Origin of the sequence: Streptomyces sp. NPDC058674 (assembly GCF_042716505.1) — a bacterium.
Lineage (GTDB): Bacteria > Actinomycetota > Actinomycetes > Streptomycetales > Streptomycetaceae > Streptomyces.
In genome coordinates, this window is record NZ_JBHXSC010000023.1 from 1 (window position 1) to 16,859 (window position 16,859).

Annotated in this window: 13 protein-coding genes; 5 read left to right on the forward strand and 8 right to left on the reverse strand. The window is 68.4% G+C overall.

The window, feature by feature from the left end:
- Positions 1–941 precede the first annotated feature (941 nt).
- Positions 942–3,605, forward strand: a complete 2,664-nt coding sequence (locus ACFWU6_RS14500) for a Helicase associated domain protein (protein WP_383981061.1) — start codon at positions 942–944, stop codon at positions 3,603–3,605.
- Between the two features lie 99 nt (positions 3,606–3,704).
- Here the strand turns inward: ACFWU6_RS14500 and ACFWU6_RS14505 are convergent, their stop codons facing one another.
- Both ACFWU6_RS14505 and ACFWU6_RS14510 read right to left on the reverse strand, forming a co-directional pair.
- Positions 3,705–5,675 (reverse strand): AAA family ATPase, encoded by a 1,971-nt coding sequence (locus ACFWU6_RS14505; protein ID WP_383981063.1) that lies wholly within the window; start codon positions 5,673–5,675, stop codon positions 3,705–3,707.
- Between the two features lie 258 nt (positions 5,676–5,933).
- Complete coding sequence (locus tag ACFWU6_RS14510) at positions 5,934–7,295, reverse strand: hypothetical protein (RefSeq protein WP_383981065.1); 1,362 nt, start codon at positions 7,293–7,295, stop codon at positions 5,934–5,936.
- A 162-nt stretch (positions 7,296–7,457) separates the two neighbouring features.
- Between ACFWU6_RS14510 and ACFWU6_RS14515 the strand changes: the two genes are divergently transcribed.
- Positions 7,458–7,610: a hypothetical protein gene (locus ACFWU6_RS14515; RefSeq protein ID WP_383981067.1), complete on the forward strand. Its 153-nt coding sequence runs from the start codon at positions 7,458–7,460 to the stop codon at positions 7,608–7,610.
- 87 nt (positions 7,611–7,697) lie between these two features.
- Here ACFWU6_RS14515 and ACFWU6_RS14520 read toward each other — a convergent pair whose 3' ends face one another.
- Positions 7,698–8,255, reverse strand: a complete 558-nt coding sequence (locus ACFWU6_RS14520; RefSeq protein WP_383981069.1) for a hypothetical protein — start codon at positions 8,253–8,255, stop codon at positions 7,698–7,700.
- Positions 8,256–9,246: 991 nt separating this feature from the next.
- On the opposite strand from ACFWU6_RS14520, the gene ACFWU6_RS14525 reads away from it, so the two are divergent.
- On the forward strand, positions 9,247–9,495 hold the full coding sequence (locus tag ACFWU6_RS14525; RefSeq protein WP_383981071.1) for a hypothetical protein: 249 nt from the start codon (positions 9,247–9,249) through the stop codon (positions 9,493–9,495).
- A gap of 114 nt (positions 9,496–9,609) precedes the next feature.
- On the opposite strand, the gene ACFWU6_RS14530 is transcribed toward ACFWU6_RS14525, so the two are convergent.
- A complete protein-coding gene (locus ACFWU6_RS14530; RefSeq protein WP_383981072.1) occupies positions 9,610–10,263 on the reverse strand; it encodes a hypothetical protein in 654 nt (217 codons plus the stop codon).
- A 408-nt stretch (positions 10,264–10,671) separates the two neighbouring features.
- Entirely contained in the window at positions 10,672–11,796 is a 1,125-nt protein-coding gene (locus tag ACFWU6_RS14535) for a hypothetical protein (protein WP_383981074.1), read from the reverse strand.
- A gap of 299 nt (positions 11,797–12,095) precedes the next feature.
- Between ACFWU6_RS14535 and ACFWU6_RS14540 the strand changes: the two genes are divergently transcribed.
- Positions 12,096–12,344, forward strand: a complete 249-nt coding sequence (locus ACFWU6_RS14540) for a hypothetical protein (protein ID WP_383981076.1) — start codon at positions 12,096–12,098, stop codon at positions 12,342–12,344.
- Positions 12,345–12,732: 388 nt separating this feature from the next.
- Here ACFWU6_RS14540 and ACFWU6_RS14545 read toward each other — a convergent pair whose 3' ends face one another.
- Positions 12,733–13,449, reverse strand: a complete 717-nt coding sequence (locus tag ACFWU6_RS14545; protein WP_383981078.1) for a hypothetical protein — start codon at positions 13,447–13,449, stop codon at positions 12,733–12,735.
- A gap of 399 nt (positions 13,450–13,848) precedes the next feature.
- Positions 13,849–15,345, reverse strand: a complete 1,497-nt coding sequence (locus ACFWU6_RS14550; protein WP_383981079.1) for a WD40 repeat domain-containing protein — start codon at positions 15,343–15,345, stop codon at positions 13,849–13,851.
- Between the two features lie 546 nt (positions 15,346–15,891).
- On the opposite strand from ACFWU6_RS14550, the gene ACFWU6_RS14555 reads away from it, so the two are divergent.
- Positions 15,892–16,197 (forward strand): hypothetical protein, encoded by a 306-nt coding sequence (locus tag ACFWU6_RS14555; RefSeq protein WP_383981081.1) that lies wholly within the window; start codon positions 15,892–15,894, stop codon positions 16,195–16,197.
- 15 nt (positions 16,198–16,212) lie between these two features.
- Here the strand turns inward: ACFWU6_RS14555 and ACFWU6_RS14560 are convergent, their stop codons facing one another.
- Positions 16,213–16,635, reverse strand: a complete 423-nt coding sequence (locus tag ACFWU6_RS14560; RefSeq protein ID WP_383981084.1) for an XRE family transcriptional regulator — start codon at positions 16,633–16,635, stop codon at positions 16,213–16,215.
- Positions 16,636–16,859: the final 224 nt, after the last annotated feature.

Consider the following 16,859-nt stretch of genomic DNA (forward strand, 5'->3'; position numbering starts at 1 on the left):
GGGTACCACATCGCTGCGCGATGTGCAAGAGAACGCCCTCGCTTCGCGAGGGCAGGAACGGGTCGCTGCGCGACCCTTGGGCCCGACTTTGTCGGGCGGCTTCCTGCGCTGCGCTCCGGTCGCCTGGGGGGCCGGCCCGCTGCGCGGGCCGGGGAGGGCGGGGGCTGCGCCCCCTGCCCTCACGGACGGGGTGAACGGGTGTGGTGCGGGAGGTAGGTGGTGGGGGGTCAGGCCGCTGCGCGGCCGGGCGGGCTGGGTCCGCTGCGCTCCCCCATCCCTTGACGGGGCCTTCCGGCTGCGCCTCCAGTCCCCTTGGGGGCCCACTGCGCGGGCCTGTCCGGCAAGGAGGGGAGGGGGTCGCTCGTTCGTGTTGGGTTCCAGTATAGCGAGTGCATCATGTTGATGCAGGATGTACAGTTGGCAGTATGATGAGGCAGGTGCTGGGGCCCCCTCTCGGCCCTACTGCTTCCTTCGCCTCTCCATCCACCACGCTACGAGGATGGTGGCGAATGTCATTCCTGAATCTGTTGCGATTTGGACGAGGAGAGCTACATCCATAAAATTCATAGTTGAGCCTATTACTAGGCTGACCAACGCCAGGGCAAGGCCAACCAAAAACTCGGAACTGTGCATATATTCTCTTTTCGTTGAATGATGGGGATGGCGACCGTGAAGGATGATTTCCCCTTGACAACAACTAGCGTACCCAGTAGCTGCATTCGCCGTCTATAGGTCTAGAACGGACAGAAAAAGGCGTCTGACAGCCCGTTAAAAGCAGGTAGCCCCTTGGCCCCAGTTGAAAAGTCCGGACGCTCTGTGATTTTTTACTACGGATACCCGTAACAGTCCGTCAGCATCATCTAAGTCCAGGACACCTCCCTCCCCTGGTGGGTAGTGGATGCCTTCGGTTTGGATAGCAACGCCTACAGAGGCGAGAGGAAATGTCGGTGATCCAGCTTCGAGAACACCAGATAGACCAGAAGTCAGCGTTCCGAAAATGGGTTGGATTCCCTGCAAGGCTGCCTGTCCCCCCGCAGGGCACCCGGGGCACGATCGTGTCAGCGACCGGCTCGGGCAAGACGATCACGGCCGCCTCGTGCGCGCTGGAGTCGTTCGCGGACGGCCGGATCCTCGTCACCGTCCCGACACTGGACCTGCTTGCGCAGACCGCCCAGGCGTGGCGTCTGGTGGGTCATCGGGCACCGATGGTTGCGGTGTGCTCGCTGGAGAACGACGCGGTGCTGGACGAGTTGGGCGTGCGCACGACCACCAACCCGATCCAGCTTGCCCTGTGGGCCGGCGCCGGGCCGGTCGTCGTGTTCGCCACGTACGCCTCGCTGGTGGACCGCGAGGACATCGACGCAGCCGAGGGCCAGAGGAAGGTACGCGGGCCGCTGGAGGCCGCCCTGGCGGGTGGAGAGCGCCTGTACGGGCAGCAGATGGCCCCGTTCGACCTCGCCGTCGTAGATGAGGCGCACGGAACCGCCGGTGATCTTGGCCGTCCGTGGGCCGCGATCCACGACAACACCCGCATCCCGGCGGCCTTCCGGCTCTACCTGACCGCGACCCCGCGCATCCTCGCCGCGGCCAGCCCGCAGCGGGGCCCCGGCGGCCAGGAGGCGGAGATCGCGTCGATGGCAGATGACCCGGAGGGCACGTACGGCGCGTGGCTCGCGGAGCTGGGGCTCTCGGAGGCGATCGAGCGGGAGATCCTCGCCGGGTTCGAGATCGACGTCCTGGAGATCCGCGACCCCTCGCCCGTTCTCGGGGAGTCGGAGGAGGCGCGGCGGGGCCGGCGCCTGGCGCTCCTGCAGACTGCGCTTTTGGAGCACGCGGCGGCGTACAACCTGCGTACGGTCATGACGTTCCACCAGAAGGTCGAAGAAGCGGCCGCGTTCGCGGACAAGCTCCCCGAGACCGCTGCCGAGCTGTACATGAACGACGCGTCCGACGCCGACCTGGCCGCCGCCGACAAGCTGCCGAAGTCCTCGATCGACGCCGAGTTCTACGAGCTGGAGGCCGGCCGCCACGTACCCCCGGACCGGGTGTGGTCGGCATGGCTGTGCGGCGACCACCTCGTGTCCGAGCGGCGCGAGGTCCTGCGCCAGTTCGCCAACGGCATCGACGCCACCGGACACCGGGTGCACCGCGCGTTCCTCGCCAGCGTTCGCGTGCTCGGTGAAGGCGTCGACATCACAGGCGAGCGGGGAGTCGAGGCGGTCTGCTTCGCGGACACCCGCGGCTCGCAGGTGGAGATCGTGCAGAACATCGGCCGGGCGCTGCGGCTCAACAAGGACGGATCCACCAAGGTCGCCAGGATCATCGTGCCGGTGTTCCTGGAGCCGAACGAGGACCCCACCGACATGGTCGCCAGCGCCAGCTTCCGCCCCCTTGTAGCGGTCCTCCAGGGGCTCCGCAGCCATGATGAACGACTTGTTGAGCAGCTCGCTTCCCGCGCGCTCACCAGCGGCAAGCGCAAGGTCCACGTCCGGCGCGACAAGGACGGCCAGATCGTCGGCGCCGGCGGCCAGGGCGACGGCGAGGACCAGGACGACGACACGCAGGCCGCCGCCGAAGCCGCCCTGCTCCACTTCTCCAACCCACGCGACGCCGCGACCATCTCAGCCTTCCTGCGGACCCGGGTCTACCGGCCGGAGTCCCTGGTGTGGCTGGAGGGCTACCAAGCCCTCCTCCGATGGCGGGCAGAGAACGGCATCTCCGGCCTGCACGCCGTCCCGTATGACGTGGAGGTCGAAGTGGGGGTCACGAAGGAGTTCCCGCTTGGCCGATGGGTCCATCAGCAGCGGAAGGCGCTGCGGGCAGGTGAGCTGGAGGAGCGGCGCAAGACCCTGCTGGACGCGTCAGAGGCCGGGATGGTGTGGGAGCCGGGCGAGGAAGCGTGGGAAGCCAAGCTCGCCACGCTCCGGTCCTACCGGCGCGCCACCGGGCACCTCGCGCCCCGGCAAGACGCGGCCTGGGGCGAGGGCGAGGCGATGGTGCCCATCGGGCAGCACATGGCAAACCTCCGGAGGAAGGGCGGCCTCGGCAAGGACCAGGAGCGGGCAGCGAAGCGCGCGCAACAGCTGACGGAGATCGACGAGGACTGGGACTGCCCGTGGCCGCTCGACTGGCAACGCCACTACCGGGTGCTCGCGGACCTGGTCGACGCCGACGGCCAGCTGCCCGACATCGCACCCGGCGTGCTGATGGACGGCGACGACATCGGTAAGTGGCTCCAGCAGCAGAAGCAGCCGGCCACCTGGGCGCGACTCCTGCCCGAGCAGCAGGAACGGCTGACCAAGCTCGGCGTGCAGCCCGGCCAGGCGCCTTCTCCCGACCCCGCGGCCAGTCGCGGGTCGAAGGGGCCGAGCAAGGCGCAGCAGGCGTTCCAGCGGGGCCTGGAGGCCCTCACGCAGTGGGTGGAGCGGGAAGGCGCCCACCGGCCGGTCCCGAGGGCCCACGGCGAGGAGATCGCGGTCGAGGGCGAGGCGGAGCCGGTGACCGTGAAGCTGGGCGTGTGGGTCTCGAACACCAAGTCGAGGCGCGACAAGCTCACGGCGGAGCAGCTGGACGCGCTGCGGAAGCTGGGTGTGGAGTGGGCGTGACAGAGGCCGTGGCCGGTCGTTGGATCTGACGGTCAAGCGAAGTGCACAGAGACCCCGGGATGTCATGGCTGATTCCCGGGGCCTCGTGCTGTCAGCGGTTCAGGCCGTGAGCTTCTTGAAGACCGCTTCGAACCGGTCGAGGGTGTCGTCATCGACTTGCGCGAAGAAGGCTTCCCTGTCGCTGGTGAGCTGGTGCGCGGGTCCAACGTGGTCGAAGTCTCGCGGCTTGTGCTGCTTCTCCCGGGCGATCCCGATGCGCTGAAGGATCGGCAGAGACTTGGTGGGGGTGATGAGGTCTGCCTCGTTGATGGTGATGCCGGTAGCCCGGTTGTAGAGCCACAGGTAGTCCTTGGTCGAGAACAGGTCCTCGATGTCGGCTGTGTCGGGAAGACCTTCGAGCTGGCCGATGACCGTGATGTGGGAGGCGTCGACGTCGGCGGCCTGGGCGGCGCTGAGGACCTTGGCTGTCACCTTGGTGGTCTCGGCCCCGTCGATGAGCGCGCGGACTTTCAGCCGGCGCCCCATGACCGCGACGAAGGCCGGCATGTTGCCGATCCCGCCGACCGGGATGATCGACAGGTGCGGATCGAGGCCGGTGCGCCCCTTGCTGATCAAGTGGTCGGACATGCGCATGAGGAAGACGAAGTCGCTGCTGCCTTCCACAGCCAGGAGCGGGCCGGCGCCGAGGAACAGATGCTGCGACACGGAATATCCGAGGGCCGCCTCCACGGGAAGGATGGTCTTGGGGTCGGCGGACAGGCTGACCGGGGTGATGACGACGCCCAGGGTGGCGTCCGCTCGGGTGGCCTGGTCGTGGATGGCGCGCATGCTCTCGTACCGGGTGGGGTCGATCATGTGCTGAGAGTGCGTGGTGTACAGGACCTGCTGCTTGATGCCGAGCTCGCCATAGATGTACCGCAGGAAGTCGCCCTGGGCTTCGCCGTGCAGGCTGGTGCCGGGCTCATCCAGCAGAACCACGACACGCTCGCTTCGATCTCGGTAGGCGCTGAACGCGGCGAGAAACGAGAAGAACCACTGGAAGCCGGTGGAGCGGGTGGCGAAGTTCGTCTCCACCCCATGTCGGTCGTCGCGCAGCTCGATCTTCAGGATGCGGTGGTGCGGTCGCGGCTGGCCGTTCTCGTCGAGAGGCATGGGGATGAGGTCGGTGTCGAAGGCCACGCTGAGCGCGTCGTTCTGCTTCCAGTATTCGAAGACCTGATCGCTCAGTTCCATGCTGGCGGCCTGGAGTTCCGCCTTGCGGCTGACGTAGTTCTCGTCGAGGAAGTCGTCCGGGCCCTCACCGGCCAGCCGCAGCAGCGACAGGATCGTGCTGTCTCCCTTGCGGCGGCGCCCAGCCTGCCTGCGTTCGGCCAGCGCGTGCAGATCGCACTCGCCCGGCAGCAGCTCGTAGGTGGAGAAGTAGAAGAACTTCGGCAGCAGGGCGACCAGGGACTGGACTTGGTCTTCGTCCATGTCGTCTTCGAGGAACAGCGCGTACTTGGTCAGCGCTGAGGGGACCTTGTCCAGGACCTTGGCGCGGGCCGTCTTCTTGTCGTCCTTCAGTTCCTTGGAGCGTTCCTTGACGGCAGTTCCGACCTCGGTCACCGACGTCTGTTGCAGGAGCAGTGCACGATCCTCCTCATCGTCGATGCCGCTCTCCTGGATCACCTTCTCCAGCACGTCCTTCAAGGCACAGTCGAACCCGACATGGAGTTCGTCGCCGTAGGTCCGCGACGCCACCACCCGTACCTCGGCCGGCGGGCGAAGTCCCAGTTCGTTCTCGATCTTGTCGAGATCGGCTTCCTCCAGCGAGAAGGTAGCGGTGACCGGCGCGACCTCGTCCAGATTCCTGGACCGCCGGTCCCGCGCCAGGTGGCGGCGCGGATAGTCGGTGGTCAGGTTGAATCCGTCCGACTCGTTCGCCGGGTTCAACCGGTGCAATGCCTTGAGGATCGTTGTCTTGCCCGACTCGTTCTTACCGATCAAGCAGGTCACACCCGCATCGACCATCATGGTCTGCTTGTTGGTGAAGTTGCGGAACGTGTCGATCTCTACTGCGTGCAGCAGCATCGGCTTCCACCCCCTCAGGGCTTCGTTGCCCCGAATAGTCAGCCGACAGCGCCGCACCTCACATCAGCAGGAGGCCGCCACAGCCGCACGGCATTGGCTTGATCCGCCAGTATGCGCGCGGCCACTGACACCCGCCCCAAAACTTTCTGCCACAGCCCGGCGCACTGCGCCGCCAGCTGCGGTCCTGGCCAGCAGACCCACGCGTGCCCCGCTGTTCGAACGGCTGGCCTTCCAGAGTCGGCCACAGACCGCCGCCTCCTAGAGCAGGCCGATCACTTCGGCCATCCACAGCGGGCCGGCCTGGTCCACGAGCGAGGACAGGAAGGCGCTGAGGAACTGTCCGCCGATGCAGAGGTACACGAACGCCTTCAGCCCCTCGGACCCGATGCCCCACCGGCCCCGGTACGAAGCGACGGCGATGAACAGAGCGTCCAGGAGCACTCCGAAGCCCGCGTAGCGCAGGAGGTCCGCCCCGGACGCGCCGGGCTCGGCTCCGATGGCGGCTCCGTATGCGGTGCCGTAGCCGGAGAGAACGCAGAAGACGGCCAGGACCCCGATGATCACCGCAAGGGCCCTCACAGAGCCGACAGCCTCCCCCAGGCGCTCGCGCATCCGGCCACCGAACCCCGCCCGCTGCCCTGCCTCCTCGGGCCCGGCTTCCTGCCGGACGCCAGCAGGCGCGTCGGGGGCGACCGGGACCGGGGGCCGACTGGTGTTCCGGGCCGGGGGAAGAACTGTGCCGGTCAGCGGCTTGTCCAATCCAGTATTGGACAAGTCCTGGACAGAATCGGGTACCCCCGGACCGCCGGCCGGCCCCGCTCCGGGCTGTGCCCCCTGGTGTGGGGGGAGGCTGGCGTCGAACTCGGCGTCGTCCTTCAGGCCCTCGGCCTCGATCCCCTCGAGGCGGGCGTCGAATTCGGTGTCGTCCGCGCTGGCCCGCAGGAGCGGCACAACACCGCCGGGCACGGCCAGGTCCTCGGCGTCGGTCCCCAGGCGGTCGAGGTCCGACTGCGCGGCCAGTACCTCCGCCATCCAGAAGTCCTGCTGCTGCTCCGCGGTCACCCTGCGGCTCCGCGCCCGTTCCCGCTGCGCCTTTACCCGCTCCAGGCGCTTTCTGGCCTCGATGATCTCCCGCTCGATGCGAGCCCGCTCCCGGTCACCCGCCAGACGCAGCCGAAGCCGCGCGTTCTCCAGCCGGCTCTGCATGAAGGCCAGCATCGGCCGCAGTTCCGCCAGGTGCTGATCGGCGTTCTGCGCGAGCCGCTGGTACTTGACGACCTGCTGCATCGCCTCGTCACGGCGCTGGTGTGCGGGCACGGGCGCCTCGTCGGGCTGTGCACGGGCCGCACGGCGTTCCTCAGTCGCCGCCTTCCACAGTGCCAGCGCGCGCTGCACCTCGGAGTTCCGCTCGGCCCCCTCCTTCGTCCTGGCCACCACAAGCTTTCCCAGCACCTGCTTGGGGATCACATGCGTGCCGTTGAGGTAGTTCCCGAAGGAGGAGCTGCTCCGGTCGAACTCCTCTGCGAGTTCCTGGAGCGTCGCCTCCCGGGTCAGCCCAAGCACGTACAGGGCCAGCGCGCCGACCGCCGTGTTCCCGTCGACCCTCCGCCTCGAAGGCATCCCGCCCCTCCCCCATCTCGTTCCCGTCCATCCATGACCACCCGCTGTCCAACGCGGCACCCCCCGTGAACAGGAGCGACATCTTCTGGACGCCCAGAGCCGCCTCTGAAGCAGTCACATCTCCCCAGCACCCCAACGGGCCACACCACTTCGGGAGAGACGATGTCCCTGTCCACGCTCTACAACTTCCTCATCTACGACGTCCTCGGCAATACCCTCTCCACCCTCCTGATCACCGGGGCCGGCTACACCGTCAAGAAGATCTGCAGCCGATCCCGTACTCAGGACGAGGACAACGACCAGACCCCCTGCTGAACGAACGCGTACGGTCGCAGCTTCGGCCGTACGGGAGCGGCGCGACGCCTGCCCGGAGACCGGGCCGAGCAGGCGAAGGCGTACGCCTTACGGGCAGAGCACGCCCTGCTGCGGCGGAGGTCCGGCGGCGCCGAAAACCTGGGTCGCCGGGTCGGGGGTGTAGCCGACGGTGTCCTTCCCGAGGACGCCCATGGAGCGGAAGGGGCCGACCTCCCGGCGGTAGGACTTGCCGTTGGAGGAGTAGTCGACGAGGACGCCCCACTCGTAGTTGCCCTTGCAGGCTGTTGCGTCGATGCGGACGATGGCAGGGTCGTCGGAACTGACGATGAAGCCCGCGCCCAGGGGGTTGGTCTTCGCCTCCTTCCCGTCGGGCGGGAGACCTCCGATGACGCCCCTGTCGGCGAAGAACGCCTTGTCCAGGTCGTACTCGAAAACGCGTCCGTAGACGTCGCCGCAACCGCCTTGCGTCACCGCGATCCACGCAGGCGGGCCGATCCGTGTGGGCACCGGGGCCGAGGGCTGGATCTTCTCCACGATCACGTTCTTGCCCTCCTCGGCGCTGAGCGTGAGGTAGAGGTGTCCGGCACCCCAGGTGGCTCCGCCCTTGGCGGTGACGTTCTTGCGGAAGTCGACGTCCCTGGACACGAATGCACTCAGCGCGGGGCCCCCGACCGGCATCGCAACCGAGGTGGCCCCGTCGCACTCGTTGAGGGTCGGCCACGACGAGTTGAGGAGCAACGGTCCCTTGTCGGCCGCGTGAGCGTCTGCGGCTTGAGGCGTGGATGCGGTGGGCGTCGGGGAGCTGCGTTTCCCGTCCAGGGCGTCACCGTTACCTGCCTGAACGTAGGCATTGATGCCCAGGCCGGCCAAGACGAGGCCGACCGCGGCCGCGAGAAGTTGGGCTCTGCGGTTCTTCCACGCGGGCACTTCAGCGAAGGCTGTCGGGCCGGGGGTCTCGGGGTAAGACGGCTCAGGGGTATCGGCCTGCTCGGGGGCATCCGGGGCCGGGAACCGCGGTCCGGGGTCGCCCCCACACCGGCGGTAGGCCGCTGCCCAGTCACCGACGACGGCCTCGACGTCAGGTTCGCCTTGATGCTCGGCGCACATGCGGGCCAGCAGCTCCACCTGATGCCACGGCGGCTTCTCGACCAAGCCGCTCACAAGCGTGGCGAACGTGCCGGGGCTGGCGTACGACCTGAGTCCCGGGATGCCCCTGTGGGCTATCTCATCGCTCAGGCGGGGCAGCGCCGCGAAGGGCGGGCCGGGCTCTCGAAATGTGCGCAGGGCACCCCGGTATTCCTGCCAGGTGCTGGCCTCGGCTAACTGCTGCCGCCACGTGCTCATGTACGTCGCTCCTTCGCGACTCGACTGGAGGGAAAGCATCCCGTATCCGCAGGGTGCCGCGCTCCGCGGCTGGTACGCCGTCATGTCGGTCTTGTTCAGGTTCTCTGTTGACCTGCATGAACGTGGTGAACGGGGCGTTCAGAACGGGTCGGTGGGCAACTGAATCATTCAAGGACGATGTTGGTATGGAGTGAACGATCCGCAGGCGATGTCCTCGAATCAGGCCGCTCGCCGAGTAGCCGGACCGCCCCCACCCGGGGCTGTCAGGGACCAGAAGGACGGACCACCGCCCATGGCCACCGCCACCCCGCCCGCCACCACCCCCGACCCCCAGCCCGCCGACAACAGCCCGACGAAGACCGAGAAGGTCATGGCCGTCGTCATCGCGATCCTCTGCGGCATCGTCGCCGCGCTCATCGCCTTCATCCTCACCCGGCACCTGGACGGGACGATGCTCGCGGGCATCGGCGCCTCGGGGACCAGCTTCCTGGCCGTTGCTGGGTTCATCGCCTGGATCGAGGAGAAGCTGCACCTGTTGTAGGCCCGGTGCCTCGCAGCGGCGGAGGCCGCCACCCGGAAGGGGTGGTGGCCTCCGCCGTTGTGTGCGCCGGGTGCCGGCGGAGGGCCGTCGCCTGCGGCCGTACCCGCTGCTCCTTTAGCAGACGGGCACCGACCAGTCCGTGTTCGTCGGGGGGTTCTGGCCGGGGGCGTCGCCGTTCATGAAGGTGTTGCCGACGGCGTAGTAGCGGCCGTTCCAGGGGCTGGAGGCGATCCGGTACCACCAGTTGTCCGGTTCCGCAGAGCGGATCCCCGGTGCGTAGATCCGGCACTCGATGTCGACCCAGGCGTGGGCCGGGACTGTGATGCCGACGCCGGAGGCGTTGTGCGGATTGAGGAAGGCGGGCGAGCCGTGCCTGCCGCTCTGCTCGCGCACCGTGTGCCTGGTCGGCGGGACCGCCGGCGCAGTCGTGGCCGGAGGCGGGGGTGGGGAGCTCGTCCTCGGCGGCTCAGGCGTTCTGCTGGTGGGCGGAGCAGGCGGTGGCGCGGACGGCGGTGCGGGGGTGGGCTTGGGCTTCTCGCTGGGCTCGGGCGCGGGTTCGGGCGGGGCCGGTGGACGGGGTTGCGTGGCGAGCAGGCGTTCGGTGGTGCACAGGGGCGTGATGATCTGCTCGGCGGAGGGGATGAGCGCCGAGTACACGTAACCCTCCTTGCCGGGCGAGGGGCTGTCGGCGGCCTGGATGACGTAGAACCAGGGCTTGGCCGACGGCGGGTAGCCGGCGGGGGCGCTGCTGTCGGTCCAGCACCACATCTGCAGCGGTGTGCCGTCCGGTACGAAGACGACGTCCGACTCGTGGCAGTCGGTACTCCCGTACGGGCGAGGCCGGGGCAGGGGCGGATCTTGACGGGATCGCCAGGGCTGTCGGACTTCACGTGGCTTACGCCGGAGGTCCGGGTGACCTCCGGGTAGGGACGGGCGGCCGCGGGGTTGCCGGCCATCTCCACGTCGACCTTGTCGGGGGTGGCCGGCTCGGAGTCTCCGGCGAGGTAGCCCACCCCCGCGGCGGCGACCGCGACCGCGGTCACCACCGCGGCGCTGATCGCCGCCCTCCGCCGGAACGGTGGGCGGCCCGTCGGGATGTCGGGGCTCATGTGTGGGGCTTCCCTTCTGCGGTGCGGTCAGAAGCGAGAAGGTCGGACAGTACGGGCGCGCCGGATGTCAGCAGGCGGGCAGGGATGCCCGGCCGGTGTCGACGTACACGGCCGGCACCCACACGTTCACCTTCGGACTGGTCATCCGGTACCAGACGCCTTCACGGCCGGTGTAAGGGCTCGCGTAGGCGGTACCCACATCGATGACCCGGCCGCCGGTGACCTGGCAGGCGACGACGAGGGAATCGTTCCGGTTGTACGAGCCCACCACCTTCGCGTCCTCGCGTCGGCCGTCGTAGACGTCGTAGGCGTTGACGATGTCGGAGGCGGAGCCGCCCCCGCCCCCGTCATCGGACCACTGGAACGTCGCCGGGTAGGACCCCTGACGTGGCGGGGCAGAACTCGGCGTGGCCGGCTTGGAGACAGGCGGGGACGTCTTGGGGGCGACCACGCCCCCTGCGGCTACTCCCCCACCGTTTTGAACGTTCCCTCCGGCCCCAGCCCCGGGGGTCGCATTGCCACCGGGCGTGATGCTCGCCGCGTTGCCTGTGCCGCCCTCCGCGCTGCCATTCCCGGCGACCTGTGTTCCCCGCCCGGGCAAGGGCGAGGGCGTGGGCGTCATCGCGCTGGAAGGACTGGAGGACGAGCCCACGCCACCATTCACGGAGGGGCCGGCGGCGGCCGGCGGCGTCTTGTCCTTGTCCCCGTCGCCGTCGCCGTCGCCGTCGCCGAGGAGCCTGTCGGTGAGGAGACCGCCGCCCGCGACCAACACGATCACAGCCGCCGCGGCCACCAGCATCATCTGCCGGTTCCTCCGCTCCGGCTCCGAAGCGGGAACGGGAGGGAATCTTGGCCCCGGGTCACCCCCGAGCTCGCGGTACCGGGCAGCCCATACGTCGATGAAGGAGTCGTCCTCGGCGTCCTCGGGAGGGCAGCAGCGGACCAGAATCTCGACCTTAGGCCACTCCGGCTGGCTGGTGTCCGTCGGCTTCGTGAGATTGGAGAAGGTAGCGGCGCCGCTGTACCCGCGGATCTTCCCGATGCCCCGGCGCTCCAAAGCCCTGGCTATGTCGAGGCTGACTTGGGGCAGTTCGCTGAATACGGGACCGTCCTCTTCGCGCAGGGCCTTCAAAGCGCCCCGGTACTCCTGCCAGTTGCTCGCCTCAGCTAACAGCCCCTGCCATGTGCCCATGCACGCAGCTCCTTCGACTCGGTTGAAGCCCCAGGATCCCCCATATGCGGGATGTCGCGTTCAGTGGGTTATACACCGTCATGTCGATCTTGTTCGGCAAGGTTCGACGACCCCATCCACCTGCATGAATGCAGCGAATGGACATTCAGAACGGAGTCGGCGGACAACTGAATCACTTAAGGACGATCTTGGTATGGAGTGAACGATCCGCAGGCGATGTCCTCGAACCAGGCCGCTCGCCGAGCAGCCGGACGCCCCCACCCGGGGCTGTCAGGGACCAGAAGGACGGACCACCGCCCATGGCCACAGCCACCCCGCCCGCCACCACCCCCGACCCCCAGCCCGCCGACAACAGCCCGACGAAGACCGAGAAGGTCATGGCGATCGTCATCGCGATCCTCTGCGGCACCATCGCCGCGTTCATCGCCTTCATCCTCACCCGGCACTACCAGGGGACCGCCCTCATGGCCGCGGGTGCCTTCGGTACGAGCTTCATCGGCACCGCCGGGTTCACCGCGTGGATCGAGGACAAGCTCCACCTCCTCTAGAAGAGCGCGAACTGGCGGACGGCCCGCGCCACCCCCCGGTGCGCGACGCCGTCCGCCAGACCATCGCCTCGCGACCACGGGACCGGCAGCAGTCCGTGAAAACGCCGGGCAGACGCGCCCTGTAGGCCCCGCTCGGCCCAAGGGGAGGGGTGCGGCGGGGTCTCGTCGGGCGCCGGGATCGGGGGCGGCGCCCCCAAGGCTCGGGAAAGGCCTCCGGGACGGACTCCTCGGCCGGCCGGCAAACCAGGTACCAGCCCCACCGACAAAGCACGGCATACCAGGGCCGGGCGTCGGGAAGTCCGCGCGGGCTCCCAGGCGGAACTCCAGGGTTTACCGGTTCGGGTAGACGGAGCCGTCCACTCGGCCACGTTTGTGAGCCAACATGGGCTCAGCCGCGCAGCTTTTCGGCGGTGGTGCGCGCTCCGTCCCGGATGGCCCGCACGTCCTTGGAGAGTTTGAAGCCCTTCTTCTCCATCTGGTCGATCCCGTCGGCGATCTTGGTCACGCAGTCGGGGTCGACCCGGTCGCCGACGGGAAGCAGGTCTACGTTCATGGGGTAGACCGTGGTGGCCAGGTTGTGGCCCTGCACGGCGACCCGGCCCACCTCGAATGTTGTTCCGTCGTCCTCGACCAGGTAGATCTCCAGCGCCAGGACGGGTCCGCCGGAGCCGGTGCCGCTGTGCGGTGCGGCGCCGATGGTGAGGTGGCGGGCCTCGATCCCCTTGACCGGGACGCTGTAGCCGAGCGGGATCGGCGTCTCTGACTTCTGTCCGAGCGCAGGAGCCTGGACTTCGAATCCCCCGGTGTACAGGGTGTCACCACCCTGGGCTTTCTTGCAGTTGTCGACCATGACTTCGGCTTTGGTGCGGACTCCGATGGCCTTGAAGGTGTGCAGGTCGTCGGTGTTGTTCTTCAGGACCATGGTCAGGACGGCTGCGGGTGCGGTTCCCTTCGTCCCTGTCCCCGGGTTCTGGGCGCTGCCCGTGGTGAGCGGGGCGGCCTTGGTCTCCTCGGAGAAGAGGTCCATCACGGTGAAGCGCCCTGGCTCGTCCCAGACCACCCGGTCCATCACGAGGCTGCCTGCGGCGATCAGGAACGCGGCCACGGTGACCCAGAACGCGACCTGCCGGCTGTTCCCGGCACGGCTGAGTCCCGAGCCGATCCGCTGCCGTAACGGCGGGCCGGGAGGCGTCGCCGGAGTCGCCGCGGAGGCGGGGGCCGAGGCGGGGGCGGGGGCCGAGGCGGGGGCGGGGGCCGAGGCGGGGGCGGGGGCCGAGGCGGGGGCGGGGGCCGAGGCGGGGGCGGGGGCCGAGGCGGGGGCTACGACAGTGGGCGGTGGTGAGGAACCGGGGCCGGCGCCCGGCGCGGGCGGGGGCTGGGGTCCGGTGGGTAGCGGGGGCTGGGGTCCGGCGGGTGGCGGCTGTGGCGGGGTGCTCATGTCTTCGTCCCGTTCCCTTCGTCCTGGTCGCCCAGCGTGCGGCCGGATCATCGGTGTGGCAGAGCGTCAGTCTCCGTAGCCCTTGTTGAACTTCTCCAAGGCTGCCCGGCAGGCAGGCTTGTAGGGCACGCCAGGCAGGTACTTGCGCCACTCCGGCTCGTCGAGCTCCACCGGTGCGGCAAAGCACAGCCGCAGCAGTTCGCTGTCCACGCTCACTGCCTCGGGCCGCAACGGGTTCTCCGGATAGCGCCGCCTCGAGAACGTCCACAGCAGGACCCGGCCGTCGTCGAGTCCGAAGGCTGCGGTGGGCCCGTCATTGCCTGAGTCCCATGCGGCCAAGCCTTTGATCGACTCGGGCTTCCCGCCCGGGCCGAGCCCCCACAGCTCCGTGTAGGCACTCGTGTCCTCCTTAGTCCCCCGCACGACAGCCTGGCTACGGTCGGATGTGCTGGCGACCCACTTGTCATCCTGGGTGACCGACGGCGTCAGTACCTCACCCGGAAGACTCTCGGGCGTGACCGGCGCCGGCGAGCTGCCCGTACCGTCCGTGCCGCCCTCTGTGTCGCCCTCGTATTCGTCCGACCCGGCCCCGTCGCCCTCCATGGGGTCCCGCGGCTCGGTGCCCACCGAGTCCAGGAACTCCTCGCGCACGACGGGCGGCCCGTGGGGGGCCGTGTCCACACCCACGAGGCGCGAGCGCCCGGCACCGGTCAGGCCCACCAAGCGCTGCACGCCGGCGGTGGGGCCGAAGCGGTGTGGGACGGGCTCGCGCGAGACCTTGGTGAGGGGGACCCCGTCGAGCTGCTTGCGCTGCCCCACGAGGAACCGCTGGAGCACCCCGCCGTTGGACACGGCGAGCAGCGTCGGCTCCGCGAAGGCGGAGTCCCACACGAAAGCGAGATCCCGGACCGATCCGGCCGGTTCCGCGGGCATGCGGTCGGTGCCCGTCCAGATGTTGGTGTCGCGGATCTCGATCGCGGCCCCGGAGCCGGACAGCAGATGCGCGCCCTCGATGTCGAATGCCAAGCCGGTGTTGCCGTCTGCCGGGCGCGTGAACCGTGCGACTTCCTTACCCGTGCCGGTGCTCCACACGCGGACGTCACCGGCCGCCGTCGCCGCCGCTGCCAACGTCCCGCTCGGGGAAAGTGCCAGCTCGGTGGCTGCGGCCGGTAGCCGATCTCGCAGCACGGGCTTGCCGGTGTACGCGTCCCAGACCACGACGACGCCTGCATCGGAGACTCCGGCGACAACCCGGCCCCCGGAGGCGACGCGCAACAGGCCGAACGCACCGTCCGCCGGATCCGTGCTGAGCGGCAGTACCAGGTGCGGAAGCGCGAGGGCGTTGAGCGCGGCAACCACCTTCTCGCCATGACCCAAGCCGGCCGCCTCCTGGGCAAGGGCCGTGGCCAACCGCGGCTCCTGCCCCGCGGCCTTCAAAGACCGCTCCGCGAGCCGAACAGAAAGCGCCTCCCGCGCCGCACCACGGGGTTCGGAGTCCTTGGCGTCGGTTCCCGGGGCATCACAGCCCGCCAGTAGCGAACCGAACACCACTAACGCCGTCATCGCGACACGTCGTCCCCGCACAGCCCCACCCCCGTCGACGCGCCACCTCATCGGGAGAAGTCTGTCAGTTCCGCTGGACGACGGAAGGCCGAAGAAGAAAGGCAGGGAGAGCGCCCTCTCCTTCACCGAGGGCGATTCGCCAGGTTCCCGTAACAGCTCGGTTCCGAGGTAGGCGCCGTCCGCGATCACCGTCGCCCTGCCGCCGCGGCCGACAGGTCCGACTCCCGTGCTTCAGCCCGGCGGCCCTCGGGAGATGCCGAAGCCTACGACTGTCGTCTTGCTGTGGGGGCTGTTGCCCGAAATCAAGCAAGAGACACACGCAGCGATGGCGTCTGCGAAATGATCTGACTTGTGACTCCAGATCCACGTGACCGTCGACGGTCCTCGCCACGGGCCTCAGCCAAACAACAGGTACGGATCCGCCCTTCCAGCGACGATGCGCACGAGGTCGTCTACTTCCAGCGTCACCTCGATGACGATCCCTTGCAGACGACCCCAGGACGTGTGTTCCTGCGCGATGTGTGTCCGGCCAAGGTGCGCGCGAGCATGAGTGCGGTGCTCGCCGAGGTTGCCGCTGCCCCGCCGAAGAGCTTCGCGGGCGGTGGGTACTGGGAAGCGATGAAAGGAGATATGGGCGGTTGGTACGAGGTTCGCGTAAACGGGCCCGGCCGCCATCACTACCGCTTGTTCTGCTTGCTCGACTACGAGGCGGAAGGGTGCGAGAAACCGCTGCTGGTCGTGGTTGCCGGGCTGGACAAGCCCTTTCGCAGCGTCCTGTCAGAAAGTGACTACCGCTCGGTGCGGAAGCTGGGCGAGGAGTACCGGAAGCGCAATCCACGCTCTACACAGTGAGGACCGGATATCTGGCTAGGCGGCGGCGCTTGAGCGGGGCTTGGAACGCCTCAGCTCGCTGAGGTGCTTCGCGAGCCCGCGAGGATCCGCCGCACGACCTTTCAGCAGCGGTTCGGTGACCGTCTTGTGTTCAGCTGCTGGCAGCGGCTCAAGGGTGATGCGCATCCCTAGGGCCGCTGCCACCTCAGCCAGGGTGCCCAGCGTCGGATTGACGTGCCCCGCCGAGAACAGTCGCCGCACGACAGCGGGCTCCGCACTGATTGCTCGGGCCAGAGCAGCCTTGGAAAGGTCTGCCGCGTCACGCGCCTCGTCCAACGCGTTCACGATCCGGTCGATCGTGGCGATACGCATGGACTCAACCACGTAGTGGCGGAGAAACTCAGGGTCCTGCAAGTCCTCGGCAAGGTCGTCCCAGAAAGCGCCATGCTCCGCAGCCATCGCTGCCTCCCTCTCCCATTGCCGGTCACTTTAGAGCGTATCAAATAAGTTACATATGCACTAGGCCCCCGATGCTCCCTGCCCCTCGCTCCCCGCATCTAGTAGGGCCCTGAGCAGGGCTTTCATTCCCCTCTGGCCTTCCATGGAGCCCATCGACGGGTGCTTCATCACTCAGCAGAGCCACTCGAAGCCTCAGGCGCAGGCGTACGTACCGGATCGGGTGC